Source organism: Pseudooceanicola batsensis HTCC2597 (assembly GCF_000152725.1).
Lineage (GTDB): Bacteria > Pseudomonadota > Alphaproteobacteria > Rhodobacterales > Rhodobacteraceae > Pseudooceanicola > Pseudooceanicola batsensis.
On the sequence record NZ_CH724132.1, the window covers coordinates 70,586 to 97,384 of the forward strand.

Below are 26,799 nucleotides of genomic sequence, written 5' to 3' on the forward strand. Positions count from 1 at the left end.
GGGCGGTGGAGGATCGCTGATCGGGCGCAATTCGGTTCGTTGGATCGCGCCGTCTTGCATGACGGCTTTCAGAAAAGAAGGCTCGTACGCCATGTTCGGCTGAAGCAATAACGCTGCCGGGACAGAACAATCGAGGCCTGGATGGCAGTGGCCAGAGGCCTCGGTCGATGGCCCTGCGTCTTCGTGACCATGGTATTCCTGCCCCAACGACGTTTCACCATGATATACCGGCGCCTCTGGCACCCCGAGTACTACAAGGAAAAGGCCGAAAACGGCCGACAGAATCCATCGGTTCGTCTTCGACCAACGCATCAGTTGATCCCGTTGGCCCGCTGCAATTCGCGGACATAGGCGGCCACCATCTTGACGTCTCCTTGGGTCAATCCCTCGATCTTAGGCATATTACCGAAATTCCAGTGATGTGCACGGACGCCGTTTTGAGCTGCCAGAACAAAAGCCATGTCCGAATGGTGGCTCGGTTCGTAGATCTTGTGCACGAGAGGCGGCGCAACACCGTTGCGACCGGCGGCATTTTCGCCGTGACACTCGGAACATTTTGCCTCGAATATGTTCTTCCCAAGCGCCGCCTGCTGCGAGAGTGCGTCAGGCAGCTGGACCTGGACGATCGGATCGCCTTCGGCAATCTCGCTTGTGTCAGGTGGCGTCATGGAGTGGCCAACCGCTAAATCTTCGGCTCCAACGAACTGCCAAACGGCAAAACCCCCGCCGATAACAAAAACGGCACCAATCAGCGCAGTTAATTTGTCCATGCCTGTATCTTCCGCCTTGCCCGTTGGGTCAGATGAGTTTGACTTGAGTGCCGACAGGCGCTCGCTCGTAGACTTCCTCGATCTGTTCGTTGAACAAACCGATGCAGCCGTTTGACGACCGGCGGCCGATCTTGCGCGTGTCCTGTGTCCCGTGAATACGGTAGTACTGCCACGACAGGTACAGTGCGCGAGTACCCAAGGGGTTGTCCGGATCACCCCCCTCGATACGTGCCGGCCATTCCGGATTGCGTTCCCGCATGGAGGGCGTCGGCGCCCAACTGGGGTTTTTGCGTTTTTCCACCACTTCAGTGTAACCGCGTTTGGTGAGTTCGTCGGTCAGCGGAACGGATGTCGGGTAAATCCGCATCTCGCCGTCCGCTGTCCAGTGCTGTAGCGCCATCGTCACGGTGTCTGAGATGATGATCCCTTTGCCGAGCGTGTCGAAATGGTCTTGCCAGTCATGAACTCGGAAAGAAGAAATGTTGCGGCGAATGGTTTCGGCTCGAACCACGCTTGGTGCAACCAAAGCGACAGCCGCATACCCCAACAGGCTTCGTCGATTGATCTTGTTGTTTCGCGATGTCGTCATGACACACTCCTAGCCTACGGTTTGTACATGTCTTTTACGGGAGACCCGGCATCAGGCAACCTGACAAGGCCGCGAGAAGTGTATCCATTTGTATCCTTGACCTTACCCTGCTGGAGGGTCGCAAATGACGCCAGGAACGAGACAAAGAGGGTGTCATGGACGACGAAAATCCCAAGAATAAGCCGATTACAGACAAGCTCATGCATTACGGAATGATGGCGTGTTGCATTGTGATGCTGTTGCCCGTGATCGGTTTTTTTCTCGCTGGCGGAACGCTTGCGGGTATGTGGGGCAATGCATCGGCTTTCGCCCCGCTCCTGTTGTGCGTTGGAGCGCATCTTGTGATGCATAGATTCATGGGGAAATCGTGCCATTCCGACAAGGCAAACGATACTATCGAGGAAGCGCCCGAGCCCATAAGTTCCGTGATTCCTAGCGTCGCCCGCAACAGGCAGTGATGTGCGAGGGAAAGCAAAGGTATTCGTATTGCTGTTGATGGTTACATTACTTGGAGGTTGCGCGGGAAGCCTTGCAGACTGCCTAGATCTGAAGGCTATCGTGTCCACGAAGCAAGCGTCAGACCTTCTGCCGGATGGGTGTCGAACCCTTTCATCTTCTGCGACTGGCGTTGCGCGAATTGTCTGTGCGGACGGTCGTCAGGGTTTTGCCACAGGTGGACTTTGACGCAATTTCCGCCGTCCTGGCGAAATCTGCGGAAAATATGGGAAGGAAGCAGGTATCTTGATCGATTGCCTTTTGATCCTGCGACGGGTTTTGCTTATTCCCTTCGTGCTCCTGGCCGTTGTCTCTGGAAGTGTCGCGGCAGCAACCTCTGCTGAATACCAGAGCGCGCCACTCACCGCGCATCTCATTAGTGTACAGGACGGCGTTCCCGAGAACACACAGACTCTGTCAGCCGGGCTTCACCTTCAACTGAACGAAAACTGGAAGACCTATTGGCGGTCGGCGGGCGAGGTGGGAATACCGCCTTCGGTCGAATGGAGCGGTTCCGAAAACGTCGCAGATGTCGAATTCATGTGGCCCGCCCCGACGCGCTTCACCGCCTTCGGCATCGAAAATTTTGGTTATGCGGGTGAAGTCGTCTTTCCGCTGCGCATAACGCTCAAAGATCCCGGCGCACCTGTGACTCTTTCCGCGCAGGTCAAACTGCTGGTGTGCTCCAATGTCTGTGTCCCGGAAGAGTTTGACCTGTCACTTCGCCTCGGACGGGGCAACGTCATCGACAGCACTTCGGCTGGGCTGATCGGTACGTTTTCCGAGCGCGTCCCCGAAGGGGCCAAGACGAGCGGCGTCAGCGAGGCAAATGCCTTCATCGACGAAGACCTCACGGAGTTGATCGTCAGCCTTCGCGTCGATGAACCACTCCAGTCGCCGGATGTGTTTCCCGAACTGGGTATGGGTGTTGCGCTTGGCAAACCCGATATCCGTTTGGGAGAAGAGGATCGTTTGCTTTGGGCGCGCTTGCCGATCCTCTCGTCGAATACGGATGTGACAGTGGCTCCGTCGATTACCGTCACCGACGGCGAGAACCGGGCCTTCACGATCATCGCGGATCGCGTGGCGCAAGGAATAGCACCACCCTTTGAACTGGCCGCCACGACACCGGACATGATGGAACTGATCTGGATTGCCGCGATCGCGCTGCTGGGCGGATTGATCCTGAATGTGATGCCCTGCGTGCTGCCGGTGCTGTCCATCAAGGTGTCGTCTGTGCTCAAACACACCGATCACGACACAACCCGTGTCCGGTTCGGTTTCGTCGCTGCCAGCGCCGGCATCATGACGTTCATGTGGGGTCTGGCGCTCGTCCTCTGGGCGCTCCAGACGGCAGGCCTCAGCGTCGGGTGGGGTTTGCAGTTTCAAAGCCCGCTGTTTCTTGCGGCGATGATCGCTGTCCTGCTCGTCTTTTCGGCAAATCTGTTCGGAGCGTTCGAGTTCGCCCTTCCACACGGCATGCAGACGCGGCTTGCAGGGGCCGGAGGACGCAACGGGTATTCCGCCGACTTTTTCACTGGCATGTTCGGTGCCGTCATGGCGACGCCTTGTTCGGCACCGTTCCTCGGCACCGCGGTGGCCTTTGCTTTGGCCGGGCGTGGCGTGGACATCCTCATCGTCTTTACGAGCCTCGGGCTCGGCCTCGCCCTGCCCTATCTCGTCATCGCCGCGTTCCCGCGTCTGGTCGCATTCATGCCCAAGCCTGGTCGATGGATGCTGATCATCAAAAGCGTCATGGGGGTTTTGTTGCTTGCAACCGCCGTGTGGCTGTTCTGGGTGCTCGACGGTGTCGCCGGGCTTGCGTCTGTCATCGCGGTCGCGGCGTTGTCCGGTCTCGCCGTTCTGATACTATCTCTCCCGAATGTGCAGTCCCAATTCAGGTGGTCTATTGCCATAGCCAGCCTTGTCCTGGCCATTGCCGCAGGTCCTCTCTTGCAGCAATCAGCACCTGCGCGTTCGACGCCGCAGTTGGCAATGGCTTGGATCGCATTTGATCGTTCGGAAATAGCGAAACGCGTGTCCGCAGGAGAGGTCGTTTTTGTCGATGTGACCGCTGACTGGTGTCTGACTTGCAAAGCGAACAAGACACTTATCATCGATCGGGAGCCAGTCCGGAGCGCGCTTGAAGCGCCTGGAGTCACGGCGATGCAGGCAGATTGGACACGCCCGGACACGCGCATTTCCCGCTACCTTGAGAGTTTCGGCAGATACGGCATCCCCTTCAATGCCGTCTACGGACCATCGGCACCGAACGGCATTGTGCTGTCCGAATTGCTAAAAACCGAGGACGTGATGAACGCCTTGGCGCAAGCCAGTGGTCGGGATGTTTCCGCAAAGGTTGCCGGACAGGAGTGACCTGCTCGACCGGGACACCGAGCAGTAGTCAGCCGCCGAGCCGCTCAAGCGCGGCACGGACCGCCGCACGCCGAGGATCACTGGCGGGCTGCTGCTCCAACAGCGCTTCAGCCTTGCGGTAGGCCTCAACGGCGCGATCGGGCTCCTGAAGGACGGTATAGGCATTTGCCAGCCGCATCCAACCATCCAGATCGTCCGGTTCATCCTCAAGACGCTCGGCCAGCCGCGAGACCATCGATCGGATGAACTCCGCGCGATCCGCGTCATTCATCTCCGACGCCGCCGCGACATCTGCGGCACTCGGGCCTGGTTGCGACGTCGGCCCGCTGGGTAGATTGACGACCGGAAGGTCAGCTGCCGCTGCAATCCGGTTGATCTGCGCTGCATAGGTCTCCATCCAGGGAACGTAAGCCTCTTCCTGATTCAGTCGTGAAACAAGCAGATCGTAGGCCTTACGCGTCTCTTCTTGCTGAAAGTAATACAGAGACTCGAAGTAGGTTGCCGCAGGATTGGATGGGTCAAGGTCCAAAGCGCGATCAATGGCCAATTTCGCCCGTGGAATAACAACGCCGTCATTGGCAACCGCGACAGCCTCTGCCAGCATGGAGAATGTCGCGGAGGTGGCATCCTCCCGTTCGGCAACGACTTCGAAGGCTTCGACGGCATCGGCTGCTCTGCCCATGCGCTGATAGGTCTGGCCCAACAGCATCCACCCTTCGCTAGGGCCGCCGGTCGGATCGGATACAAGCCTTTCGCGAAGTTGTATTGCCAGCGCCGTCACTTCATCAGTCTGTGCCCGCTCCTCTGCACGGGCAGCGAAGGCCATTGAAGGAACCTCCGGCGATCCCATCGTCAGATAGTAGCCCGCGGCAATAACCGGCGCGAGGACCGCCGCGACAACGAGAGTGACTCTGCCACCATTACGGGATGATCCGGCTTTTTCTTCCGAATTGCGGGTCGTCGCGAGGATCCGTTTCTTGATCTCGAGTCTGGCCGCTTGAGCTTCCTGTTCAGAAATCAAACCGCGGTCCATGTCTCGTTGGATTTCCCGCATCTGATCGGCGAGGATCGCCGGTACCGCATCCCCTCTGGTGAGAGTGTTCGATTTGGACAGCAGCAGCGGGTAGAGGACAATTCCGATTGCGACCAGCGTCAAAAGAACGAAAATACCCCAGATCATGACGCATCCCCCGCTTCGTTTTGCCTGAGAATTTCGGACACGGTGTTCTCATCCTCCGAGCCCAAGTCTTCAAATGCCTCTTGCTTTCGCCGACTCATCAGTAGCCCGCCACCAACGAAAACCCCGATCAGAACGAAAGCGATCGGAGCGAACCAAAGCGCGTAGGTCGCAGGCTCCAGAGGCGGTTTCAGCAGCACGTAATCCCCGTACCGCGCCCGTATGTATTCGATCACCTCCGCGTCGCTGTCTCCAACGACCAGGCGCTCGCGTACGAGCAGACGCAAGTCCCGCGCCACACCCGCGTTCGAACTGTCGATGTCCTGGTTCTGACAGACGACGCATCGTAGATCCTTGGAAATCTCCCGCGCACGCTGTTCCAATACCGGGTCGGTCAGCATTTCGTCCGGTTCCACCGCATTGGCGGCAAAGGGAAGGAGCCCGATGCAAAACGCGAAAATCAACTGTCTCATGAACCTGCTCCATTTGGCAGTGCGCCTGCCTGCTTCAGGGCTTGCGTGAACCGTTCGACGGCGTCCGGACCCACGACCGGCCCGACATAGCGAAACAAAACGGTGCCATCGCTATCGACGATGAAGGTTTCCGGCACGCCCGACAGGCCCCATTCGATCCCGGTCCGGCCCGACAGGTCGGACCCGATCCGCTCGTAGGGATTGCCGAGGTCATTGAGCCACTTCACGGCATCCTCAGGTTTGTCTTTGTAGTTTATTCCGAACAACCGCATGCCGTCTCGTTCGACAAATCTTGTCAACACGGCATGTTCCGCGCGGCAGGGCACGCACCAGGACGCAAAGACATTGACCACGACCGGTCGTTCGTTGCCGACAAGATCGCTTCGGGCCAGGCCGGGTGTCTCCAACCCCGGCACGGGATCGAGGTCGAACGCCGGGGCCGGTTGCGAGATCAGGACGGAAGGGATCTCGTTGGGATCCCGGTCGGGATTGAGCCCCCAGAGAAAAAACCCACCGAATATGACCGCCGCAATAAACGGCAGCCCGGCAATGAGACGTTTCATCTTCTCTCCTACTCGGCAGGAACGGCATCGGTGGCTGGCTGTTTGGCACGGCGCGGCGCCCCGACCCTCAAACGGCGATCCGACAAGGACAAACAGCCACCGATCACCAGCAGGATCGAGCCGATCCAGATCAGGTTGACGAGCGGTTCATAGAGGATCCGAAGGGTCCATGCTCCGGCGTTGTTCACTTGATCGGAGGCTGGCGTTGCAATCGACGTATAGAGATCACCCGCCAATGTGGAGCGGATGGCCGACTCCGTCGTCTGGCTTTCCGCGACCGGGTAATACCGCCGTTCCGGGAAAAGTGTCGTGACCAATTCGCCATCCCGACGCACCACAAGGGTGCCGCGATCCGCGATGTAGTTCGGCCCTTGAACCTTTGCGGCCCCTTCGAAGGTGATGTCGAACCCGGCGATCGTGACTTCGGTCCCGGGGGCGGCAAAGACGATCTCCTCACTCTTCCATCCGGTCGAGCCGATCATCCCCATCATCAACACAGCGACGCCGGCATGGGCAAGCGTCATACCGTGAGAGGCGCGTGGCAGGTTGCGCACGCGTCTCGCGCTCTCTGCAAGGGAAACCTCGAACAGACGGATGCGTAGCGCCCATTCCCGCAGGGTCGCAAAAAGCAGCCACGCTGCGCCGAGGATGGCAAGATAGGCCATGATCGGCCCACCGTTCAGAAGATACCATGCGGCCAAGGCTGCAATGACCGCCAGCACGGCCACGAATTGGATGCGATCGAGCAAACCGGCGATATCAGCCCGCTTCCACGACAGGAATGGACCAAGACCCATGAACACGACCAGTGCCAGCATCATCGGAATGAAGGCCGCGTTGAAGAAAGGTGGACCGACCGAGATCTTGTCCCCGGTGACAGCCTCCAGGATCAGTGGATAAAGCGTCCCGAACAGGACCGTTCCCGTAGCGGCGGCCAGAATGAGGTTGTTCACGAGCAGCCCGGCCTCGCGGCTGATCGGGCGAAACAGACCACCCGGCTCCATTTCGGGCGCCCGCCAGGCGTAGAGCGCCAGCGACCCACCGATGGACACGGCCAGCAGACCCAGAATGTAAAGCCCGCGCTCTGGATCGACGGCGAAGGCATGCACGGATGTAAGCAGGCCTGACCGGACGATGAACGTCCCGAGCAGCGAAAGCGAGAAAGTCAGGATGGCAAGTAGGATGGTCCAGCTTTTGAACGCGTCGCGCTTTTCGGTGACGATGGCGGAATGCAGCAGCGCCGTGCCCAGAAGCCAGGGCATGAAGCTCACGTTCTCGACCGGGTCCCAGAACCACCAGCCGCCCCAGCCCAGTTCATAATAGGCCCACCACGATCCAAGAGCGATACCTGCCGTAAGGCTGACCCACGCGGCCAATGTCCACGGGCGGACCCATCTGGCCCAGGCCGGATCGACGCGCCCTTCCAGAAGAGCCGCAACGGCAAAGGAAAACACGATGGAGAAGCCGACATACCCGAAATACAAGAGCGGCGGGTGCATGGCGAGACCCATGTCCTGAAGCAACGGGTTGAGGTCATTGCCGTCGAGCGGCGGCGGAAACACCCGCTCGAAGGGGTTCGACGTCAGCAGCAGGAAGGACAGGAAGCCGACGCTGATCCACGCCTGCACCGACAAGGTGCGCGCCTTGGTCTCGGCGGGGATGTTCGATCCGAACCAGGCGACGCCCGCGCCGAACACCGCGAGTATCAGGATCCAGAGCAGCAGCGAACCCTCATGGCTGCCCCAGGTCCCGGCCACCTTGTAGAGCATTGGCTTGAGCGAATGGGAGTTCTCGACGACGTTCCTGACGGTAAAATCGCTGACGATGAAAGCCTGCATCAGCGCTGCGAAGGCGATGGCCACAAACAGCACTTGTCCTATTGCCGTCGCCTGGGCGGATTTCATCCAGACGGCATTTCTACGCGACGCACCTGCAATCGGTAGAACACTCTGAACAAGCGCAAGCGCCAGTGCGAGGGCCAGTGCGAAGTGACCAATTTCCGGGACCATGGCGTTCTTTCCTATTCAGCGTCGGTGGGCGTCGCGTCGGACGGCTTTGGCGTCCGCGGCGGGGTCTATTCGTCGAGCGTTGCTTTGCGGCGACGGAACTCTTCTTCGTCGATTTCCCCATTTGCAAAGCGGCGCCTGAGCGCTTCCTGCGCGTCCGAGTCCGGGGGACGGGTGCCATTGTCCCGCAGCCTGAACACCAGAAACACCACCAATGCGATCAGCGCACCCCAGAAGGCGAGCATCATGAAGCCGCCCATAAAGCCATAGCCACTGCCCCACATGTGCCCCGTCCAGGAGCCTGGTCCATCAGCCTGCGCCATGCTGGCGGGCAAGCTGGCCAGCAACGGCAGGATCAACGCGTTCAGTTTCATCTGTTTCTCCTTCGATCAGTTCGGTTTCATCCAACGGGATGGTGACAACAGCGCGCAAACCCGCGCTGTTCTGATTGACCAGCTGGATATCGCCGCCATGGGATTGGACGATTGTCCTCGCGATTGAGAGCCCAAGCCCATAACCGCCCGTTTCCAGAGACCTCGATTGCTCGAGGCGATAGAACGGATCGAAGACCTTTTCCAACTGGTCGACGGGAATGCCGGGCCCATTGTCATCGATGTTGAGTACGAGGTTCGAACCGTGGGTCGCCCAGCTGACTTTTGCGGCACCACCGTAGCGAACGGCGTTCTCAAGCAAGTTCCTCAGTGCCCTTCGGAACGCGTTGGGTCGAAGCCGCACGGCAACATCATCACTCGGGGCAAAGGTGCAGTGTGCCGCCATATCGCTGCACAAGCTGTCCAGAAAATTGCGCAGATCGACCACTTCGGCACCTTCGGATCCGGTAAGGCCGCGTGCAAAGGTGAGCGTCGCTTCGACCATACTCTGCATCTCTTCGACCGATGCGATGAGGCTGTCCCGCGTCTCTTCTTCGTCAACCAGCTCCGCGCGGACACGCATGGCAGTCAACGGCGAGCGTAAATCGTGGCCAAGGGCTGCGAGCATACGTGTACGATCACTGACAAACCGGGTCAGCCGTCGTTGCATGCGGTTGAATGCGACGGTCAGATCTCTGACCTCGGTCGGCCCTGTGACCGCCAATTCGCCCACATCTTCGCCCCGGCCAAGATGGTCCGCGGCCTTCGACAGGTGCCGCAAAGGACGCGTCAGGCGCGTCATTACAAACCAGAAGATCGCCACCAGAAGCAGTCCGGCGGAAATCCCGAAGGTCAGCATCGAATAGAAAGGCCATTGGATCGGCGGTCGCTCGAACCGCGTTCCGACATTCAGCCAACGCGCTCCCTTGATGGCGATGGACAGGTTCATTTCAACCGCTGTCAACTCTCCGCGCATCATCGCGAGATGCATTTCTGTCATCTCGTCCGAGAGATTGGGAAGAGGCCGCAACTCGCCCTCGACCTCGTGCAATTCAACGCGAATATCCCGGCTGTAGCTGTCATCCATCAGGGCGCGTATGCGCGCTTCCACGATGCCGCCGTCCGAATGACCGGTGTGATCCACGATCGGAGCGTCCGACAGATCGAACCGGATCAGAGGCGAATTTGCCGCGCGAAGGATCGAGTCCTGCAGATCCAGCGGGGCCTCTTCGATCAACCGCGCGACATTCGCTGCGCGACCCGCGGCCTCGAATCCTAAAGCTGCACGGATCGCAAGGCTGCGCTCGTCGGCGAACAGGAACAGGCTGATCACCTGGGCCACGACAAGTGCCGCGACCACAAGCAGGATCAATTGGCCGCTCAGAGATCTCATCGCACGGCGCATCACGGCGCATCCTCGACATCGGCAGCCAGACAGTATCCGCCGTTCCGCACCGTTTTGATGACACTGGGCCTAAGTACATCCGGCTCGATTTTGCGGCGGAGACGGCTGATCTGATTGTCGATGGTGCGATCCATCGGGCCTGCCGTCCGACCAGCGGTCAGGTCAAGCAACTGGTCACGGCTGAGCACCATCCTCGCGCGTTCCAGCAGGACCGCCAGCAATTTGAACTCGGAGGTCGTCAATGGGGTCTCGGTGGTGGACTCGTCAATCAGCACCTGCCGGTCGGTATCCAGTATCCAGTGCGCAAAAGAGACTTTCCTCCCAGCGAGGCTTCCGGCCACAGGTTCGTCGCGGTTGCTTCTCCGAAGAACCGACTTGATGCGGGCGAGCAGTTCTCGTGGATTGAACGGCTTGGCGAGATAATCGTCCGCACCGATTTCCAGACCCACGATCCGATCCGTTTCCTCACCAAGCGCCGTCAGCATGATGATCGGAAGATCACCCTCTGGCGCAAGTCTGCGGCAAACCGACAAACCGTCCTCGCCCGGCATCATGACATCGAGCACGAGGAGGTCGAAGTGACCAGTGGCCAGCTTGGCATCCATCTCCACGGCATCCCTGGCGACGGTCGTGCGCATTCCGTTCTTCTCCAGGAAGCGCGCGACGCTTTCGCGTATCTGAGCGTGGTCGTCCACGATAAGGATATGAGGTGGCGGTCCCATGGCGTCCTTCCTAGATCATCGTTGCATTCTGTTTCATGGGCAGAATTGTAGCCGTTTGTATCAGGTCAGTCCCTTGCTACAGATGGATACAAATCTGTGCCTGCACCGTGTCGTGCTCCCGGGTAGCGTCGCGCGTATGTTATGTGACCTTTGGGATCGCAACCGATCAAAGGATGAGGTTTTCGAATATGGCTCTTGATTTGAACCGGCGCCGTTTCGTTCTGGGTGCTCATATGACGGTGCTGACCGTCGCGGCGTCACCGCTGTTGGCGCAGAGCCGATCTGTCTGGTCGGCAGAGAATGCCTTTGACGCGCTTCTATCGGATACGGCGCGGATCATCGATGTCAGAACGCACAAAGAGTGGCAAGAAACCGGCGTAGGTGCTGGTGTATGGCCGATAAGCATGCACGCGTCCGGTTTTCCGGACCGATTGTTCAGGGCCAAGGAACTGAGCGGTGATCGCACTGTTGGACTGATCTGCGCCACTGGCGGACGCTCCGCATCGCTGCTTCGAGCGTTGAGACAAGCTGGTTATTCGGGCTACGCCGATATCTCGGAAGGGATGTTGGGATCAGGCGAAGGGCCTGGCTGGATCGCATCGAACTTGCCGACCGTTCCGGTGGATGTCGCCCTGAACGGGTTGCCCCCCGCGTTGGCCTGACCAGTGAAGAATCAATTGGTCCCGTTGTGCTAAAAGCCTGATGTATGGTCAAATTGACCTGTTTGAACAGGAAGACGGGTTTGGGTGTATGACCGAGTTGATGGCTATGTTTGTCGGAATATGCGCGGCGATCGTGATGGGAATTGTCCATCATTATGCGTTGTCGGGCATTCTGAAGTTTTCCCCGCAGCGGTCGGATGGCTCCGGCTTTCGGATCATCCTGACGTTTTCCACGTTGCTGTTGCTGCATGTCTTGGAACTTGTGACGCTCGCCGTGTTCAACACGATGGTGGTGGCAAGCGTTCTGCCGCAATCGTTCAGCAACAGCCCTCCGATGTTTCAGGATGTTCTCTATGTTACGGGCATCTCGTTCTCGACCCTTGGCTATTCGTCCATAGAGGTGGTCGGGCCCTTTCGACTATTGCTGATGCTGCAATCGCTTTTGGGCTTCATGTTGCTGACCTGGTCAGCGACGTTTCTTTACTCAGCCTGCCAGCAAGTCTGGCAGAAGGCGAAAGATGACTGAAAATCGCCACGCGCGTCGGACATGAGCTTGGCGTCAGCGTCAAATACGTCCTGATATCGGTCCTTTGACCTCACCGTGGAACGGTTGAGTGAGCGCTGCGTTGCGCGCGTGGATGAATAGCCCTTGACCTTCCAGTTGCTGGAATCCCTAGGTACAAAGCCATGGCACAGATTTTCGAAAAGACAGGCGATCACGTATCGCACCATCGACACGGGGATATCTTGAAATCTCCCGTATGGGTTGGCGTGTTGCTTGTCGTTCTCACATTGCCGGCTCACCTTTTTTTGGATGAGCAAAGCTCGATAGCTCTTGCTTCGATCACGCTTGCTTTGATTGGCGGTGCCTATATCAGCTTTGGCGCTGCGGACGGCAGAGCGCGCGTGTTCTGGGCAGAGCTCGCGGTCGCCCTTTTGTTCGGCTTAGCAGCGTTCCTGGGGCTGATATGGCAGTGGGCCTTCCTCCCCTTGGGCTTGGCCCTTCACGCCCTTTGGGACATGTCACACCACAATTCTTATCGTCTCGCCCGGATTCCGAACTGGTATATTCCATTCTGCGTGGCCTTTGACCTTTTGGCAGCGACGTTCTTCGTTCTGCTCTATGCCGTGTTTTGATCCATGATGATGCGCATCCTTCTTATGGCGGTGTTCCTGATGGGAGTCGTCGCATTGGCCTTCCCGGACGTCCTTGGCGTTGACATTCGCCTGCCGGATCGCGCGGAAATTGACCGCTGGATCGAGGCGGCAGGTCTTGCCGGACCAATTGTCATCGTGGCGCTCATGACAATCGCTATTGTCGCAAGCCCCCTGCCCTCGGCGCCAATCGCACTCGCCGCCGGAGCGGCTTATGGACACACGTACGGGACGCTCTTCGTCGTTCTAGGTGCGGAACTCGGTGCGCTTGCCGCCTTTGGTCTGGCCCGCGGCTTGGGTCGTCCCTTCGTTGAGCGTCATCTCGGTCAGAAGATTAACGCAGGCCTGTTCGGGTCCCAGAACACTCTGACCTTCCTGGTCTTCGGCAGTCGCCTGCTGCCGTTTCTGTCCTTCGATATGATCAGTTACGCCGCAGGTCTGAGCAAGCTGCATCTTTGGAGGTTCGCGCTGGCCACGATGGCCGGGATTATTCCAGCGAGTTTCTTGCTCGCTCACATGGGCAGCCAGGCGATGAACGGCGATGCCCGCACTGCCACATGGACCGCACTTGCGCTGGGTGGCTTTACCGGCCTGTCGGTTCTCTTCGCCGCGACGCGAAAGACCGGTACGAAACGGAAGGAGAGCTGATATGGCCAGTCATTCCCACGCCGGGCATATGCCGAGTTCCGGCAAGGCCCTTGTGATTTCGGCCTGGCTCACCGGCGTCTACTTCGTGATTGAACTGGCCGTCGGGCTCTGGACTGGCTCGATTGCCGTCCTGTCGGATGCGTTTCACACCCTGTCGGCGGTTGGCGGCGTTCTGGTGGCCATCATCGCGCAGCGCATTGCGCGCCGCCCGGCGGATTCGGCGCGGAGTTTCGGCTGGTACCGCGCCGAGATCATCGGGGCACTGGTGAATGGCGGCTTTCTTCTCGGTATGGCGCTTCTGGTGATCTGGATGGGCGCGATGCGGCTCGGGAATCCGATTCACCTGGCCACGGGTCCCATGCTCTGGGTCGCCTTCGGAGGCCTGGTCACCGAAGTGATCTCGCTGGGGCTGATGTGGCAATCGAGCAAGGACGATCTGAATGCCCGTGGTGCGCTCTGGCACATCATCCAGACCTTTGTCGGCAGCCTCCTGATCATCGTCACCGCTCTAGTGATCGAGTTCACCGGCTTTCTGGCGATTGACCCGATCCTCGGCATGGCGTTCGGGGTGGTTCTCCTCTGGGCCTCCGTCGGCGTCATCAAGGAAGCGGTCCACATCCTCATGGAAGGCACGCCAGAGGGAACGGATCTCGAGGCTGTGACGACGGACCTGCGCGGCCAGGACGGGGTTCTGGACGTTCACCATGTGCATGCCTGGACGCTGACCAGCGGCAAACACGCATTTTCTGCCCATATCCGCCATGGTGAGCCCGCAGAGGCCGCGGACCTGCTGAACCGGGCCTATCGGCGGCTGACGGAACAGCATGGGTTTCACATGGTCACGCTGCAGCTCGAAACAGAGTGTCTCGACGAGCGCCACGCGCGGGATCTTGATATAGTCCAGATAGCGGCTGCAAAGGCTGCTGTCGCGTTGCCCTTTAATCTGAGACGCGACGCGTTTGGCGACAATTTTTGCCCTTAATTGTGAGATACGGCTGTCATGGGGCCCCTGTTTCTCGCGCACCTTTGCGCGATGTGATCAACCGCGGCAAGCAATCGAGGCTCCTTCTCGAAGGCGCGCAAGAGAGCAACCCTTGCATAGTCGTCGATGCTTTTGCTGACGATGGCTGCCTTAGCCAAGGGATGAGATCGAGCGGCGGCGATTGCGGCGAGGCAGAACAGCCTAACTTCCGATCTGGGGTTCTGGACAGCGAACGACGGATCCCCGCGGAAGGTTTTGAGTGACATGGCAAAGGTGACTGCGCGCATTGCGCGCCGAAGTTGCTTGGGGCCGCGCGAGCGCGCGGCGCACTCAAGCATCTCTGCCCCGCGGCGCGCTCGGTATATCAGTTTTCCAGATATTTGTTCCTCACGGAGTTTGCCAAGGGTCTGCACAAGTCTCGTCCCGCAAACTTGGCAGTCAAATGCCCAGGCCCGCCTCCAATGCCTGAGCAAAAGACCCTCTCTGGAGCATCGCAGGCAATGCTGGAATGGCATCTGAGCCGTCAGTGAGGCTTCTCGTGGCGTCATTGCCGGAAAGGTCAAAGATCGAACAACATCTGGGTTAACCCGTGCGGCGTTGGCAATCTTCGCCGCCGCAGCCGCGTCGACGTTGAAGTCCAAGGCGGTGCCATGCGCGGTATCGATTCTGAGATGAGCCAGTAGTTCCGCATCATCACAGTAGTTGGCCGCCGCCAGCCGAGACAACCAACCTGACAACAACTCGTCTGGCAGCGGCGCGACAGTCTTGGGCAGCGGGTGCGGCTTCACACCCGGGACTTCTGGAGCCGCCGATGGGGGTTCGCATGGCGCGACCAAACCGGCGTCCATTTTGCGATTGCGTCATCGGTGATGCATTCCTCGCCTGTGATAATGGCGTCGATGGAAAGATCCTTGACCAGAGCGAAGATGCGCGAGGTCACCCCACCGGTCAGTGCCAAGACCTGCTTGAGAGATTTGACCTTCAGGTTGGACTTCTTTTCCAGTGGCATGGCAGCAATAAGGGTCTGGATCATGTCCGAGAACTCGGCATCGTCGCGCCAGTTTGGCAGATGATGTTCGTCCAGCCGTCGGGCAAGCTGGATATCACCGCGAATAGCATCGACGGCCTCGCTGACCCCAAGGCAGACCAGTGACACCTCGAGTTCATTGCTGAGATACCGCAGGACATTGAGAAATCGGCGCTGTTCGCGGTGGGTCCCGGCCAAGAGATTGTGGACCTCGTCGATCATGATCATCCGCAGGCCAAGGTCGCGTAAGAGCGCGATGACACGGACTTCGAGGGAAGCCACATTTTGAGCGCGGGCGCTAAGAGCCGTCGCCGGGGCGCCGACGGCGGCCAGGATGTGCAGGTAAAACCGCCGTTCATCAGGTGCGGGCGGCGCTTGCAACAGCAGAAGCGGTGTGCGGGTGATGCCCGACGCCGGATCGTATTCTGGTGCGTACTTGCGCGACAGGTTTCGGGCAATCATCGTCTTTCCGATCCCGGAGGCGCCATGCACAAGAAGCCCAGGCATACGGGTTTGTCGTGGCGCTTCGATCATGCCCTGCAAGCGGTCCAACACCTGTTCCGCCCGAGGAAAGCCGATCCAGATATCCGATTGAATGAGGGCGATCCGGCCGTCTTCTTCAGTTGTCCCTGCCCTCAATTCACCATCTCTCCACCTTGAACAATGGGCGCGATGTATCACCCGTATCGATCGGGCGCAGCCCTTCGGTTGTCGAGACGGCCGAGTTCGTGCCCTTCAATGTCCCTTTTCTTTCACGGGTTCTGCGTTCGGCCTTCGTCAGGCCCCGGCTTTCAGCTTCGATCTGGCGTTGCTGTCGGATCAGCTCAGCCAGCACCAGCTCATTAGACCCGGACTTGCCAAGGGCACGGGCCTTCCTCATCGCTTCGCGATATTCCCAGAGCGAGACGGGCGGAATTTCCAGGTTTCTGTACCGCGCCTCAACATACCGGCCATCGTCCAGTTCGACCCAGATCATTGAGATATCGCGAGGATCGTAGCGAACGACCACCTTTCCATCCCCGCGCCCAATGTGGCCTGCAAGGGCATCGGACCAGTACCTTATCTGGAACAGATGGATGCCGTCACGCCTGATCTTGCGCAGTTCACTCGGCAGGAAGCTCACCTGAAAGGCTTCCATCTCGAAGGGGATGTCGCCTGTCATTTGCTCTGAGAGCGCCTCCCATTTGGCAACGGGCGTGCAGCCAAGACTTGAATGAATGCTGTTGTTGTAACGGCAGATTTCCAGAGCAAACCAGCGATCGAATTCGCTCAACGTCATCGTGGCCTTGCTTTCGGCGTCATAGTCGCCCTTTGCCGCGATCGAGGATTGCGTTGTTCCCGGCAACAGGTGAACGGCCCCCATCATGGTGCCGATCAACCGTTCGATGTGACCACCGAAGTGAGGACTTGCTGGCGGTCGATAGACCAGATCGATCCCCCAATCCGCACAGGCCGACCGAAAGGCGCGCGACCGGAAATCGCGACCGTTATCGACGTGGATGCTGTGCGGTTTGCCCTGTGCCGGCCAAGGAACATCGCACGCCAATTCCGCAAGAAGTTCCTCCTTGAGGGTCACCGCCTGTGTCAGGCAAAGCGCCACTGACAGACGCGAAGGTGCCTCGAGAGAGGTGTAATATCCGGTCACCATCCGCGTTGCGACGTCGATCGCCAGCGTGACCCAAGGCCGCCCAATTGGTTTGCGTTCAAAGCCGTCGACAAGAATGATGTCCGCCGGTGTATGATCAATTTGGACGATCTCCAGTGGCATACTGGCCTTGTTCTCACCTGTGACCGGCGCAAATTTCTGGCGGGCCGCCTTTGCGCCCTCTCGTGCCTTCGCAACTTCGCGGGCATCCATCGCATCCAGACGACGCTGAACCGTTCGCCGTGTCGGCGGTTGCAAGCCCTCCTGCCAGCAAGCGCTGCGGATTTCTGTCACGACGCGCGACAAGCTCGAACGCTCCCGGCGCAAGAAATAGCGGCGAAGGTGCTCCTCGATTACCGCTTCGACTTTGCTGGATATTAACATCGTCCCGGTCGGGCGGCCCCGTTTCCGCGGAGCCAGAGCGCTGGTGCGCCCACCCTCTTCCGCCAACCGTTTTATCCAACGCCAGACCGTCGCCCTGCTGACACCAAGCTCCCAAACGGCGTCATTGATGCCACGTTCCAGGCTGCCAGTCCCATTGAGATATGCCTGAACAAGAGGGCGCAGCACCGCGGCCCTGCGCGCCTCTTCAGCACCAACGGCAACGGAGTCTTCGCCATCATCATTCATCGATATTTGCCGCAAATGTCTGTGAACCCTGTCTCAGGTTTAAGGGCAAAAATATCAGAATTAAAGGCAAAATCTCATATTTAAGGGCAAAACTCAGCCGTTGATTTCGTTGGATTTCCCATCTCACAATTAAGGGCTACGCGACACCAGGTCTTGATCGGATGCGGGATACCGATCGCCAAGATCATCGCTGCAATGGGCAGACCCCAAGCGATCAACGCACCGGGAAGTGTCGACAGAAGATCGGTCCTTTCCTTCAGCACCATGGCATTACCCCGCGCAGCAGCTGAGTTTGGCCACATCCTTGTCGAAAGTCTGGGCCGCAAGTTTCAGCCCTTCAACCGTGGTCAGATATGGGAAAATCGTTTCGCCGAGGGCCTTGGAGGTCATGCCGAACTTGAGCGCCATTGCCAGCGTCTGGATCGTGTCCGAGCCTTCGGGCGCCACGATCTGGCCGCCCAGCAGGCGGTCGGTCTTGGCGTCGGCCACCAGCTTGATCACGCCGCGGGTGTTGCGGGCCGCGGCGGCGCGCGGGACGTTGTCGAGCGTGATCACGCTGATCTTGACCTCGTGCCCCGCCGCCTTGGCCCCAGCCTCTGAAACGCCGACACCGGCCACTTGCGGGTCGGTGAACACGACCCATGGCATCGCCGCATTCTCATAGCGCATTGGCTCCAGTCCAAGGGCATTGTTGATTGCCACCTTGGCACCGTAGGCGGCCATGTAGACGAACTGGTCACGGTCGGTGACATCGCCCGCCGCCCAGACGCCGGCCCGCGTCGTGGCCATGTCAGGACCGACCTTGATCGAGCCGCGCGCGTCGGTCTCTATCCCGAGATCTTCCAACCCGAGGTTCTCGGAATTGGCCACCCGTCCGGTGGTCACAACCAGCCGTTCGGCGGACAAAACCTCGGTCTTTCCATCGCGTTCGACAGTCAGAATGACGCCGCCCGCAGCTTTCGCGGCCGAGACGTAAGCAAGACCGGTCTCGACCGCGATGCCTTCGGTCTTCAGCGCTTGCGTCAGCGCCTGGGCCACCTCCGGCTCGGCGCCGGGCAGAAGGCGCGAGCGGGTCACAAGCGTGACTTTCACCCCCAGCCTTGAGGCCATCTGCGCCAACTCGCAGCCGATATAGCCGCCGCCCAGCACAATGATGCTTTCGGGCCGGTCGGGCAGGGTCAGCAGACCGGTGGAATCGAGGGTCTCCACGGTGTCGATGCCTTTGATGGCAGGTTGATGGGGGCGCGAGCCGGTGGCGATCAGGATGCGCGGGGCGGATATCACCCGCCCGCCGACAGCGACGCCACCCTCGACCAATCGCGCCGGGCCGTCCTCGATATAGGTGACGTTCTCATAGGCGGGCAGCAGGTCGATATATTTCTTGTGCCGCATCTCCGCGACCAGATCGGTCGTGCCTTTCACAACGGCTGGCCAATCCACCGCATGTTCGCAGGACGCAATGCCCGGGAACCGGGCAGCGGACGCGCCACCATGGGCCGCCTCTGCGGCGCGGATCATCGCCTTGGACGGAACGCAGCCGACGTTCACGCAGGTGCCGCCGATGGTGCCGTGCCCGACAAGCGCCACCCGCTTTCCGGCTTCAGCTGCAGTGATCGAAGCCGAGAACCCGGCAGAGCCCGCACCGACGACGATCAGGTCATAACTGTCGGCGCCGACATCCTTCGAAGAGCAGCAATCATGTTCCTTGACGGTTTGATCCATTTTCATTTCCTTTACTTGAACCGGGCGCCACCATCTTGGCGGCGGTCAAATTTCAATTCACACCATCGACCCGATGTCGGAGGCGTAACTGGGATAAGCGAAAATCATCGCCTTGATCTGATTTGCGGTCTGCCCGGCACCCATGGCCATGGCGAAAAGATTGATCTGCTCCTCGGCTCCTGGTCCGATCAGGTGCGCGCCGAGTATTTGCCCGCTGCCCCGTTCGACAAGAACCTTGAATCCGGTGTGTTTCGCGCCGACGCGCAGCGACGAATACCAGCCCTCCGTCTTCTCGAAATGCACATCGAACTTCAGCCCCTGCTCCCTGGCCGCCGCTTCCGACAAGCCCACGGTAGCAACCATGGGCAGGGTGAAGACCACTGACGGGATCGGCGGATACTTGATCTCCCGCGCGTCCTTGCCGCCCAGAATGTTCTTCCCCGCGATGCGTCCCTCTGCCGCCGAGACCGGGGTCAGATTCAACCCGCTATCAGCGCAGTCGCCGGCCGCGAAAATGGCCGGGTTGGTGGCGCGCATCGCGTCGCTCACCTTGATGCCACGGCGTGAGTATTCGACTCCAGCGGCCTCGAGGTTCAGCCCGTCTATGTTGGGCACGCGGCCGGTGCCATGCACCACCAGATCGCAAGTGATCGTTTCGGTGCCGTCGTGACGTTCCACGGTGACCACGACTTCGTCGCCCTGTTTCTCGATCTTCGCCACCTTCGCTTTGGTGCGCAGATCGACGCCCAGCTCTGCGGTCGCCTCGACCAGCATCGCGACCAGATCGGGATCAAAGTTGCCCAGGGGGCGGTCCATCATCTCCAGCACGGTCACCTCGCGCGCGCCCGCGCGCTTGGCCACATGGGCGAATTCCATCGCGATGAACCCGCCGCCGACAAAGGCGATGCGGTCGGGACGCTCGGGCAGTTCCAGGAAATCGGTCGAGGTGGCGAGATACTCCTCGCCCGGGATGTTCAGCGTCATCGGTCGGGCACCGGTGGCGATGTGGAAATGCTTCGCCCTCAGGGTCTCGCCGTTCAACTCGATCGCATCGGGGCCGGTAAACCGTACCTCTCCGTGCAAGACGTCGATCCCGGCCTTTTCCAGCCCGGCCTCGATGCGCGGTGGCATCGCGTCGGTGAAGCTGCGCTTGAAGGCGATCATGTCGGACCAGTTGACCGAAGGCTGCGCCTCCAGCCCCTTGCCCTTCATGTTTTCCGCCCACTCGACGCCCTCGGTGACGGCGATCAGCATCTTCTTGGGATCGCAACCGCGCAGGGCGCAGGTGCCGCCATGGGGCTCGCTGTCGATGCTGGCGACGCTCCAGCCGGCATTCGCCGCCATCCGGGCGACGCCATTGCCACCGGTTCCACCGCCGATCACGATAAGGTCGTAGCTCTTCGTCATAAGGTTTTTCTCTTCAATGCTTTGTCTGAGGCGCTATTTGGATGGATGTCAGCCCAGTTTCCCTCAGGACGCCGAGCCGCGCGCGTTCTTGCGCCAGAGCGCGTAAATGGTCAGCAGGATAAAGATGCCCAGTGCCGGAAACAGCACGAGGTCGAGATATCCGACGACGGCGGCCAGGCCGACCGCGCCGAAGAGGATCACCAAAATGGGCGTAAAGCAGCAGAGCGCCACAATGATGGTGCCGATGATGCCCACTTTCAAAAGGCCGTTCGAAGATGTGTCGTCTGAAGGCATCGTAATTTGTTTCCTCATGTCTGGTGCATCAATTGCGTGGTGCCACCGGATCCGGGATCGACCCGAACAGCCCAAAGACCTGTGCCGGTGCGTTGCTCTACTCGGCCGCGAAATCGGCCGGGCGGTGGATACTCTCACCGGCGGCCCGGGTTTTGGTGCAAGTCTCATCCGGTGCGCCATCGACACCTGCTGATCCCCTGCGCCTGATCTCGCGAACAACCAGCGCCGCGCCAATTGCCGCGACGACAGCGGCTATTCCGCCGAGCCCCATCAACCACCCGCCAATCCCGCCGAGAATGGTGGCTAGGATGACGCCACCGCCGCCGCAGCAGATCACCATGATCGGCGCGGCAATGATGAAGGCCAGAAGCCCGCCCAAATGTTTGTCATCCATGGCCATACCCGTCCTTCCGTGCTCAGGACTCCCCCGCCTGGAGCACCTCGGCCGGATAGCCATTGGCCAGAACCGCCTCGATGATCATGTCTGGGTTGGCCGCCTGATCGTCGAAGGCCACGACGTAAGTGCCCGTGCCAAACTCCTCGCCTTCCTGGAAGTCGACGATTTCGACCGTGGGCACGCCGCGCATCGCCGCCGCGACGGTGAACGAGCAGGTCGGGCATGTCAGTTCGGCGACACCGACATTGATGCGCTGTTCTTCGGCACTGGCGGGCATTGCGGCCAGAATGCCGAGAGTTGCGAGTGCGAGAGAGAGATGTTTCATCGGTTACGCCTTTCAGTAGGACAGGATGTAGGGGGTCAGGTAGGGGAAGATCATCGCCACGGCGACGATCCCGCTGGCAATCCAGAGAATGGACCGCATGAGTGTTCGGTTCATCGGTCGCGCGCAGGTGCCATCAACGCAGGCTTCGGCCGGGATCGGGCTATACGCCTTGTAAAAGCCGTATCCGATGAAAGCGGCACTCAGTGCGAAGGTGATCCACTTATATTGATAGAACGCGCCCAACTGGGCGATGAACACGCCGGTGACGCCGAAGCTCACCAGCACCAGCGGCAGGATGCAACAGGAGGTCATGGCCAGCGCGCCGAGTACGCCGAGCCCGGTTGTCGCCCATGCCTTTTTGTCAGCTGCCGGGGTTTCGCCCATTGCCGACTGGCGGCCGGCGGATGTGGTTTCAGTCATGGTTCGAATCATCCTTGCCTCAGTGATGATCTCAATCTAGGGTCTGTAGCTGGTACAGGCTCAAGGGGGTTTGGTGTGATTAATCATCACAGATCGGTGAAGGTCCTCAGGCGCGGAGATCTGGCCAAGCTGACCGGCTGCAATCTCGAAACTATTCGCTACTACGAGAACATCGGCGTCATGCCCGAGCCGCCGCGCTCCAGCAAAAATTATCGCGTCTACGATGACAGACATGTCGCGCGTCTGCGCTTCATCATGCGCGCGCGCGAGTTGGGGTTCACGCTCGACGAGGTTCGCGATCTGCTCGCATTGGTCGATGGCGGGGCCCAGACCTGCGGCGAGGTGCAGGGTCTGGCAAATGCGCATCTCGCTTCAGTCCGCGCCAAGATCGCGGATCTCAAGCGCATTGAGCACGTCCTGTCGTCCACCGTGGCGCAATGTAGCGGAGACGATGTGCCCGAATGCCCCGTCATAGATGCGCTGAGGGAGGAGGCCTAAAAGGTTTCTTGAGGAAATCCGCGGCAATCAAACCGGACAGTCCTTGGCTTCCGCGCTAGGAACACCGTGACCAATATCGCGGGCAGCGAAGAAACCGCGCTCTGAGGTGCCCCTAGTTTCCTAGACATCCGCTTCCACGAATCAGGCCGTAGCCGGCCAAGCTGATCAACTCGGACAGGTGCAGGCACAGAGTTACCGCAAGATTTATCGCTCGATCCGGCACCGCGGCTTCGAGGTGCTCGCGCCTCTCCTGAAGGTCGCGTATTTTACTGGAAACTGAATGGCTGAAATCCCGCTTGGGCATGTTCTTGTTCGCATTTAGGCAAATTCTAATTTGCTGTCCGCCACATTCGAAACTTTCCCTGCCCTGTTACCTCACGGACCAATCCCCTTTCTTCCATCCAGGTCAGGTTCCGCTGGACCGCCGCTCGGCTAGTGCCGGTCAGGGCCTCGGCCATCGGTGCGGAGAGGAGCGGCCATTCGGTCAGCACGGCACGCAAAGCCGGTGGAGTTTTGCCTGAGAGCGAGCTCATCTCTGCTTCTGTCCTCGCTGACCATGTCTCGATATAGTCCAAGTGCCGCATCGCGGTCAGGCAGGCAGTCTCCATCCCATCCAGCCAGCGAGCAAGACGCTCCGGTGGTAAGCCCGACGCGCGCAACCCCCCTGCCCCACCCATAGCTAGTGGTGCAAAGTTCGCTCCCTTTCCGTCGCTGGCCGTGATCCTTGCCGCGGTAACGGCTGCTTCGATCTGGTCGCCTTGTTGCCCGAGACCCGCCAAGCTCCAGAGGTGAAACCCCATGCAAGCCCGCGTGATCGGGTGTAGATGAACAGCTGATTTCATCACCTCCAGCCATCCGCCCGCGCGCTCCTCTAGCCGCTCGGTGGCATCCTCGATGTTCTCGGGATCGCGGCGGTCCAGAAAGGCCGCCAGATCGACCATTGGACCCGGACCACCCATCAGGCGGCGAACAGCCCAGCCAACTCTTGCCAAGGCATTCGGGTCATCCTGTGCGCCAGACAATCGCATTGATATCCAAAGAGCGAGGCGGTCAGAACTCACCCGATCCCCTGCAAGCCAGCTGAGGTCTGCCGCCTCGATCAGTGCCAGTCTGTGTCGCCAGCCATCCGGGCCACGCAGCAAGCGGTCATCCAGCGCACCCAGGCGTCCAGCCACCTTTGCCAGCCGCGCAGCCTGAGCCGCTTCCGCCTTTGCCCAGTCGTCGATGACAGCAATGTCGGACGGTTCTGCCCGTGGCCCGGGCGGCAAATCATCCGGTTCTTCTTCGAGCGGCCCCGGCAGGAACCAGAGGTCGTCCTCGTGAGCCCCCACATCCCCCTCGGTGGTGATGAGGGGGTCGTCAAAATCATCAGGAAAAGTAGATGCTTGCGGCTTCATATGTGCAAAATATCTATATTATGCACATTACCCAAGCGATTTTGTGGCAGTTGCCCGCGCTCTTTGTATAGTACGGACGCGCGACTGTCGGCGGAACCTCTCAGATCGCGCTCAGTGCAAGAAAACCAAGGGGATTGTGCACCAGCACGACAAGAGATCACTTGCTTGCATTCGTTTTCAAACGGTCGTTTAGTAACGGTATATGAAATTGCAAACGGCCCCGTTTTCATGCCCCTGATAGGCTATGCCCGCGTATCGACAGAGGATCAGACCCCCCTGCCCCAGTCTGAGGCCCTGCAAACTGCGGGATGCGTCGAGATCTTCGAAGAGCACGCTTCGGGCGGCAATCGCGCGCGTCCTGTGCTCGCGCGGGTGCTCGAACGCGTCCAGAGCGGCGATACGCTGGTCGTCGTGCGGATCGACCGGCTTGCGCGGTCTCTGTCGCACTTACTGGAGGTGATCGAACGTCTGGAGGCCAAGGGAGCTTTCTTCCGCTCGCTGCAGGATCCAATCGACACCGCCTCCCCTCAAGGAAAATTCACATTGCAGGTTCTGGGCGCCGCGGCTGAGTTCGAGCGCGCGCTAATACGTGAGCGCACAAAGGCCGGGCTTGCCTCTGCGCGCGCCAAAGGGCGCGTTGGTGGCAATCCTGGGCTTCGCACCAAAGACCCCGCCGCGCTGCGCAAGGTGCGGCTGGCACGACAGGACGGCTACATGGAGCGCCTGAACGAAACCGCGCAGGATTGGGTGCCCCACGTGCGACGCCTACGGCCGGATATGGCCTGGGAAGATGTCTTGCGAATCATTAATGGCCCCCTGCCCCACGACCGGCACTGGACCCAAAGCCGCCTACTCCGTGCTGTGAAAGCCTATGTCCGCGACGGGTTTCTGCTAGATGAAGTGCTTGGCCGCGCCGGACGCCGCGAAACCGATGACCGCCTGCCAGCTATCGTGGCTGCCATCAAAGGCTCGGACCCGGAAATCACACTGCAGGCGATCTGCGACCGGCTGGAATCGATGCGTGAGCGCACCCCTCGAGGCCGCACTAGCTGGCAGCCGTCTTCGGTCAAAATGCTGCTTGAGCGTGCGGAAAAGTTGGGGCTCCTCTGAACACGACACTTGTGTTGGCCTGACGGATTGCCACTAAATCTAGAAAGTGCTTGCACGAATCTGGGTGGTCGGGCAATAGTCTCGAAAAATAACGCGCGGTCACATAAAAAACGCGCCCACGGATCGGGGCAGACATGAGCGAAGCAGAACAGGATCTAGATATCGCCATCGGGCACTACGCGGAACTTCTCGCGTCGAACCTGCATGCTCAGCGCGCTGCACACTTCCCACCGGATGCAAAGAAGGTGATGCGCACTTTGACCAGCGGCGAAGCTGCTGAACTCCTTGGTGTCGACCATACCTATCTTCGGAAGCTTCATCGAGAAGGAAAGATCGTTGACGTCGAGACGACGGCTGGAAGTCATCGTCGCTATACGCTCGACGATATCTGGGAAATCCGTCAGACGCTTGAAGGAAATGCAAAGAAGTCTGGAACTTACGTGCCTGGACGTCGCGACGGTGACGAGCTTCAAGTCGTTTCAGTGGTGAACTTCAAGGGCGGATCGGGCAAAACGACGACGTCTGCTCACCTCGCTCAGCGCTTGGCGCTCAAGGGGTACAGGGTTCTTGCGATCGATCTCGACCCCCAAGCATCTCTTTCGGCTCTTCACGGAATCCAGCCAGAACTCGACCTCATGGAGGGCGGAACCCTCTATGATGCCGTTCGCTATGACGATCCGGTTCCGATCGCCGAAGTGATCCGCAAAACCTACATCCGCGGCCTTGATCTTATCCCGGGCAACCTTGAACTCATGGAGTTCGAGCACGAGACGCCTGCTGCGATCCAGCGAGGCGGAGCGAAGGCGTTCTTCGCGAGAGTTCATGACGCACTCGATAGTGTTGAAGCGAACTACGACGTTGTTGTGATCGACTGTCCGCCGCAACTTGGTTTCTTGACGATGTCAGCACTTTCCGCGTCCTCGGGTGTGCTCGTGACGGTTCACCCCCAGATGCTTGACCTTATGTCGATGTCCCAATTCCTGCGAATGACTGCGGATCTCCTTGGAGTAATCAGGGATGCAGGCGCAAATCTGCGCTTCGATTGGCTTCGCTTCTTGCCAACGCGATACAAAGTCGGCGACGCGCCACAGACCGAAGTCATCGCCTTCATTCGCGGGCTCTTTGGGAGGTCGGTCCTGACCAATCACATGGTTGAGTCGACCGCAATTTCTGATGCCGGCTTGACCAAGCAAACGCTCTACGAAGCTGACAAGAAGGACTTCACGCGTCAGACGTTTGATCGTGCGATCGAATCTATGAACGCAGTGAACGATGAGATCGCTGAAATCATCCAGAACACATGGGGGCGGAATGGCAAGAAAGCCTAAACTTGGCCTGCCGCTGCAGACCCTTCGCAACGCTCCTGACGCTCTTGAAGGGCGCCGACTGCGTGGCGGTGTTTTTGAGATCGATCCGGCGCAGATTATTACCGAAGGACGGTTGGATGACAGGCTTCAGATTGACGTTGAGGGCCTGAAGAACTCTATTTCCAAGAACGGTCAGCGTGTGCCTGTCTTGGTCCGCCCACTGGAA

General features: G+C 59.5%; 29 protein-coding genes and 1 pseudogene. 11 read left to right on the top strand and 19 right to left on the bottom strand.

Annotation, left to right across the window (positions count from 1 at the left end):
- Positions 1 to 311: 311 nt before the first annotated feature.
- Positions 312 to 770 carry a c-type cytochrome gene (locus tag OB2597_RS20505; protein WP_007803401.1) on the bottom strand — a complete coding sequence of 153 codons (459 nt, stop codon included), beginning with the start codon at positions 768 to 770 and terminating at the stop codon, positions 312 to 314.
- 28 nt (positions 771 to 798) lie between these two features.
- On the bottom strand, positions 799 to 1,359 hold the full coding sequence (locus OB2597_RS20510) for a L,D-transpeptidase (protein WP_009807486.1): 561 nt from the start codon (positions 1,357 to 1,359) through the stop codon (positions 799 to 801).
- 155 nt (positions 1,360 to 1,514) lie between these two features.
- On the opposite strand from OB2597_RS20510, the gene OB2597_RS20515 reads away from it, so the two are divergent.
- Positions 1,515 to 1,817 carry a DUF2933 domain-containing protein gene (locus OB2597_RS20515; RefSeq protein ID WP_007803398.1) on the top strand — a complete coding sequence of 101 codons (303 nt, stop codon included), beginning with the start codon at positions 1,515 to 1,517 and terminating at the stop codon, positions 1,815 to 1,817.
- 283 nt (positions 1,818 to 2,100) lie between these two features.
- Complete coding sequence (locus tag OB2597_RS20520) at positions 2,101 to 4,230, top strand: protein-disulfide reductase DsbD family protein (RefSeq protein ID WP_009807485.1); 2,130 nt, start codon at positions 2,101 to 2,103, stop codon at positions 4,228 to 4,230.
- Positions 4,231 to 4,258: 28 nt separating this feature from the next.
- On the opposite strand, the gene ccmI is transcribed toward OB2597_RS20520, so the two are convergent.
- From ccmI to OB2597_RS20555, 7 genes are all read right to left on the bottom strand, one after another.
- Positions 4,259 to 5,410 carry a c-type cytochrome biogenesis protein CcmI gene (ccmI, locus tag OB2597_RS20525; RefSeq protein ID WP_008327282.1) on the bottom strand — a complete coding sequence of 384 codons (1,152 nt, stop codon included), beginning with the start codon at positions 5,408 to 5,410 and terminating at the stop codon, positions 4,259 to 4,261.
- Positions 5,407 to 5,880 (bottom strand): cytochrome c-type biogenesis protein, encoded by a 474-nt coding sequence (locus tag OB2597_RS20530; protein ID WP_009807484.1) that lies wholly within the window; start codon positions 5,878 to 5,880, stop codon positions 5,407 to 5,409. Before OB2597_RS20530 ends, ccmI begins: the two co-directional genes overlap by 4 nt.
- Entirely contained in the window at positions 5,877 to 6,443 is a 567-nt protein-coding gene (locus tag OB2597_RS20535) for a DsbE family thiol:disulfide interchange protein (RefSeq protein ID WP_009807483.1), read from the bottom strand. Before OB2597_RS20535 ends, OB2597_RS20530 begins: the two co-directional genes overlap by 4 nt.
- An 8-nt stretch (positions 6,444 to 6,451) precedes the next feature.
- Positions 6,452 to 8,452 (bottom strand): heme lyase CcmF/NrfE family subunit, encoded by a 2,001-nt coding sequence (locus tag OB2597_RS20540; RefSeq protein ID WP_012187039.1) that lies wholly within the window; start codon positions 8,450 to 8,452, stop codon positions 6,452 to 6,454.
- A gap of 65 nt (positions 8,453 to 8,517) precedes the next feature.
- Positions 8,518 to 8,823: an SHOCT domain-containing protein gene (locus OB2597_RS22605; RefSeq protein WP_222481198.1), complete on the bottom strand. Its 306-nt coding sequence runs from the start codon at positions 8,821 to 8,823 to the stop codon at positions 8,518 to 8,520.
- Positions 8,759 to 10,225 carry an ATP-binding protein gene (locus OB2597_RS20550; RefSeq protein ID WP_009807480.1) on the bottom strand — a complete coding sequence of 489 codons (1,467 nt, stop codon included), beginning with the start codon at positions 10,223 to 10,225 and terminating at the stop codon, positions 8,759 to 8,761. Before OB2597_RS20550 ends, OB2597_RS22605 begins: the two co-directional genes overlap by 65 nt.
- Entirely contained in the window at positions 10,225 to 10,947 is a 723-nt protein-coding gene (locus OB2597_RS20555) for a response regulator (RefSeq protein ID WP_007803380.1), read from the bottom strand. The genes OB2597_RS20550 and OB2597_RS20555 overlap by 1 nt, the downstream gene beginning before the upstream one ends.
- Before the next feature lie 188 nt (positions 10,948 to 11,135).
- Here OB2597_RS20555 and OB2597_RS20560 point away from each other — a divergent pair, with 188 nt between their 5' ends.
- The 5 genes from OB2597_RS20560 (at position 11,136) to OB2597_RS20580 (ending at position 14,394) form a co-directional block, all read left to right on the top strand.
- Complete coding sequence (locus tag OB2597_RS20560; protein WP_008327269.1) at positions 11,136 to 11,609, top strand: rhodanese-like domain-containing protein; 474 nt, start codon at positions 11,136 to 11,138, stop codon at positions 11,607 to 11,609.
- 88 nt (positions 11,610 to 11,697) lie between these two features.
- A complete protein-coding gene (locus OB2597_RS20565) occupies positions 11,698 to 12,135 on the top strand; it encodes an ion channel (RefSeq protein ID WP_222481193.1) in 438 nt (145 codons plus the stop codon).
- Between the two features lie 161 nt (positions 12,136 to 12,296).
- Positions 12,297 to 12,746 carry a DUF6010 family protein gene (locus OB2597_RS20570; protein WP_009807479.1) on the top strand — a complete coding sequence of 150 codons (450 nt, stop codon included), beginning with the start codon at positions 12,297 to 12,299 and terminating at the stop codon, positions 12,744 to 12,746.
- A 3-nt stretch (positions 12,747 to 12,749) separates the two neighbouring features.
- Complete coding sequence (locus tag OB2597_RS20575; protein WP_008327266.1) at positions 12,750 to 13,412, top strand: TVP38/TMEM64 family protein; 663 nt, start codon at positions 12,750 to 12,752, stop codon at positions 13,410 to 13,412.
- Position 13,413: 1 nt separating this feature from the next.
- The gene (locus OB2597_RS20580) at positions 13,414 to 14,394 is read left to right on the top strand and encodes a cation diffusion facilitator family transporter (RefSeq protein ID WP_009807478.1); all 981 of its coding nucleotides are present in this window, start codon (positions 13,414 to 13,416) and stop codon (positions 14,392 to 14,394) included.
- Here OB2597_RS20580 and OB2597_RS20585 read toward each other — a convergent pair.
- From OB2597_RS20585 to OB2597_RS20625, 9 genes are all read right to left on the bottom strand, one after another.
- Positions 14,391 to 15,242, bottom strand: coding sequence for a TniQ family protein (locus OB2597_RS20585; protein WP_207287098.1), 852 nt, complete (start codon positions 15,240 to 15,242; stop codon positions 14,391 to 14,393). The two genes, OB2597_RS20580 and OB2597_RS20585, sit on opposite strands and share 4 nt — an antisense overlap.
- Positions 15,179 to 16,060, bottom strand: a complete 882-nt coding sequence (locus OB2597_RS20590; RefSeq protein WP_038147410.1) for a TniB family NTP-binding protein — start codon at positions 16,058 to 16,060, stop codon at positions 15,179 to 15,181. The genes OB2597_RS20585 and OB2597_RS20590 overlap by 64 nt, the downstream gene beginning before the upstream one ends.
- A gap of 1 nt (position 16,061) precedes the next feature.
- Positions 16,062 to 17,696, bottom strand: coding sequence for a Mu transposase C-terminal domain-containing protein (locus OB2597_RS20595; RefSeq protein WP_009807475.1), 1,635 nt, complete (start codon positions 17,694 to 17,696; stop codon positions 16,062 to 16,064).
- Positions 17,697 to 17,966: 270 nt separating this feature from the next.
- Positions 17,967 to 19,418 carry a mercury(II) reductase gene (gene merA, locus OB2597_RS20600; RefSeq protein WP_009807474.1) on the bottom strand — a complete coding sequence of 484 codons (1,452 nt, stop codon included), beginning with the start codon at positions 19,416 to 19,418 and terminating at the stop codon, positions 17,967 to 17,969.
- A 57-nt stretch (positions 19,419 to 19,475) separates the two neighbouring features.
- Positions 19,476 to 20,825 carry a dihydrolipoyl dehydrogenase family protein gene (locus OB2597_RS20605; RefSeq protein WP_008335974.1) on the bottom strand — a complete coding sequence of 450 codons (1,350 nt, stop codon included), beginning with the start codon at positions 20,823 to 20,825 and terminating at the stop codon, positions 19,476 to 19,478.
- Between the two features lie 63 nt (positions 20,826 to 20,888).
- Positions 20,889 to 21,119 carry a mercury resistance system transport protein MerF gene (gene merF, locus OB2597_RS20610; protein WP_050759304.1) on the bottom strand — a complete coding sequence of 77 codons (231 nt, stop codon included), beginning with the start codon at positions 21,117 to 21,119 and terminating at the stop codon, positions 20,889 to 20,891.
- 97 nt (positions 21,120 to 21,216) lie between these two features.
- Positions 21,217 to 21,513, bottom strand: a complete 297-nt coding sequence (locus OB2597_RS20615; RefSeq protein WP_222481190.1) for a hypothetical protein — start codon at positions 21,511 to 21,513, stop codon at positions 21,217 to 21,219.
- 22 nt (positions 21,514 to 21,535) lie between these two features.
- Positions 21,536 to 21,841 (bottom strand): heavy-metal-associated domain-containing protein, encoded by a 306-nt coding sequence (locus OB2597_RS20620; protein WP_009807473.1) that lies wholly within the window; start codon positions 21,839 to 21,841, stop codon positions 21,536 to 21,538.
- Between the two features lie 12 nt (positions 21,842 to 21,853).
- Positions 21,854 to 22,261: a mercuric transporter MerT family protein gene (locus OB2597_RS20625; protein ID WP_176244179.1), complete on the bottom strand. Its 408-nt coding sequence runs from the start codon at positions 22,259 to 22,261 to the stop codon at positions 21,854 to 21,856.
- Between the two features lie 96 nt (positions 22,262 to 22,357).
- On the opposite strand from OB2597_RS20625, the gene OB2597_RS20630 reads away from it, so the two are divergent.
- On the top strand, positions 22,358 to 22,759 hold the full coding sequence (locus OB2597_RS20630) for a MerR family transcriptional regulator (RefSeq protein WP_008335980.1): 402 nt from the start codon (positions 22,358 to 22,360) through the stop codon (positions 22,757 to 22,759).
- Between the two features lie 329 nt (positions 22,760 to 23,088).
- Here OB2597_RS20630 and OB2597_RS20635 read toward each other — a convergent pair whose 3' ends face one another.
- Positions 23,089 to 24,156 carry a hypothetical protein gene (locus OB2597_RS20635; RefSeq protein ID WP_008335981.1) on the bottom strand — a complete coding sequence of 356 codons (1,068 nt, stop codon included), beginning with the start codon at positions 24,154 to 24,156 and terminating at the stop codon, positions 23,089 to 23,091.
- A gap of 228 nt (positions 24,157 to 24,384) precedes the next feature.
- On the opposite strand from OB2597_RS20635, the gene OB2597_RS20640 reads away from it, so the two are divergent.
- The 3 genes and pseudogenes from OB2597_RS20640 to OB2597_RS22610 form a co-directional block, all read left to right on the top strand.
- A complete protein-coding gene (locus tag OB2597_RS20640) occupies positions 24,385 to 25,266 on the top strand; it encodes a recombinase family protein (RefSeq protein ID WP_009807472.1) in 882 nt (293 codons plus the stop codon).
- A gap of 134 nt (positions 25,267 to 25,400) precedes the next feature.
- The gene (gene repA, locus OB2597_RS20650; protein ID WP_040884156.1) at positions 25,401 to 26,594 is read left to right on the top strand and encodes a plasmid partitioning protein RepA; all 1,194 of its coding nucleotides are present in this window, start codon (positions 25,401 to 25,403) and stop codon (positions 26,592 to 26,594) included.
- Positions 26,578 to 26,799 (top strand): annotated as a pseudogene (locus tag OB2597_RS22610) (plasmid partitioning protein RepB); the annotation flags it as partial. The gene repA and the pseudogene OB2597_RS22610, both read left to right, overlap by 17 nt.

Bases quoted from the DNA above. Each gene is read 5' to 3' on its own strand.
- OB2597_RS20505 (WP_007803401.1), bottom strand. From the start codon at position 770: ATGGACAAATTAACTGCGCTGATTGGTGCCGTTTTTGTTATCGGCGGG.
- OB2597_RS20510 (WP_009807486.1), bottom strand. From the start codon at position 1,359: ATGACGACATCGCGAAACAACAAGATCAATCGACGAAGCCTGTTGGGG.
- OB2597_RS20515 (WP_007803398.1), top strand. From the start codon at position 1,515: ATGGACGACGAAAATCCCAAGAATAAGCCGATTACAGACAAGCTCATG.
- ccmI (WP_008327282.1), bottom strand. From the start codon at position 5,410: ATGATCTGGGGTATTTTCGTTCTTTTGACGCTGGTCGCAATCGGAATT.
- OB2597_RS20530 (WP_009807484.1), bottom strand. From the start codon at position 5,880: ATGAGACAGTTGATTTTCGCGTTTTGCATCGGGCTCCTTCCCTTTGCC.
- OB2597_RS20535 (WP_009807483.1), bottom strand. From the start codon at position 6,443: ATGAAACGTCTCATTGCCGGGCTGCCGTTTATTGCGGCGGTCATATTC.
- OB2597_RS20540 (WP_012187039.1), bottom strand. From the start codon at position 8,452: ATGGTCCCGGAAATTGGTCACTTCGCACTGGCCCTCGCACTGGCGCTT.
- OB2597_RS22605 (WP_222481198.1), bottom strand. From the start codon at position 8,823: ATGAAACTGAACGCGTTGATCCTGCCGTTGCTGGCCAGCTTGCCCGCC.
- OB2597_RS20550 (WP_009807480.1), bottom strand. From the start codon at position 10,225: ATGCGCCGTGCGATGAGATCTCTGAGCGGCCAATTGATCCTGCTTGTG.
- OB2597_RS20555 (WP_007803380.1), bottom strand. From the start codon at position 10,947: ATGGGACCGCCACCTCATATCCTTATCGTGGACGACCACGCTCAGATA.
- OB2597_RS20560 (WP_008327269.1), top strand. From the start codon at position 11,136: ATGGCTCTTGATTTGAACCGGCGCCGTTTCGTTCTGGGTGCTCATATG.
- OB2597_RS20565 (WP_222481193.1), top strand. From the start codon at position 11,698: ATGACCGAGTTGATGGCTATGTTTGTCGGAATATGCGCGGCGATCGTG.
- OB2597_RS20570 (WP_009807479.1), top strand. From the start codon at position 12,297: ATGGCACAGATTTTCGAAAAGACAGGCGATCACGTATCGCACCATCGA.
- OB2597_RS20575 (WP_008327266.1), top strand. From the start codon at position 12,750: ATGATGATGCGCATCCTTCTTATGGCGGTGTTCCTGATGGGAGTCGTC.
- OB2597_RS20580 (WP_009807478.1), top strand. From the start codon at position 13,414: ATGGCCAGTCATTCCCACGCCGGGCATATGCCGAGTTCCGGCAAGGCC.
- OB2597_RS20585 (WP_207287098.1), bottom strand. From the start codon at position 15,242: ATGGACGCCGGTTTGGTCGCGCCATGCGAACCCCCATCGGCGGCTCCA.
- OB2597_RS20595 (WP_009807475.1), bottom strand. From the start codon at position 17,696: ATGAATGATGATGGCGAAGACTCCGTTGCCGTTGGTGCTGAAGAGGCG.
- merA (WP_009807474.1), bottom strand. From the start codon at position 19,418: ATGGATCAAACCGTCAAGGAACATGATTGCTGCTCTTCGAAGGATGTC.
- OB2597_RS20605 (WP_008335974.1), bottom strand. From the start codon at position 20,825: ATGACGAAGAGCTACGACCTTATCGTGATCGGCGGTGGAACCGGTGGC.
- merF (WP_050759304.1), bottom strand. From the start codon at position 21,119: ATGCCTTCAGACGACACATCTTCGAACGGCCTTTTGAAAGTGGGCATC.
- OB2597_RS20615 (WP_222481190.1), bottom strand. From the start codon at position 21,513: ATGGATGACAAACATTTGGGCGGGCTTCTGGCCTTCATCATTGCCGCG.
- OB2597_RS20620 (WP_009807473.1), bottom strand. From the start codon at position 21,841: ATGAAACATCTCTCTCTCGCACTCGCAACTCTCGGCATTCTGGCCGCA.
- OB2597_RS20625 (WP_176244179.1), bottom strand. From the start codon at position 22,261: ATGACTGAAACCACATCCGCCGGCCGCCAGTCGGCAATGGGCGAAACC.
- OB2597_RS20635 (WP_008335981.1), bottom strand. From the start codon at position 24,156: ATGAAGCCGCAAGCATCTACTTTTCCTGATGATTTTGACGACCCCCTC.
- OB2597_RS20640 (WP_009807472.1), top strand. From the start codon at position 24,385: ATGCCCCTGATAGGCTATGCCCGCGTATCGACAGAGGATCAGACCCCC.
- repA (WP_040884156.1), top strand. From the start codon at position 25,401: ATGAGCGAAGCAGAACAGGATCTAGATATCGCCATCGGGCACTACGCG.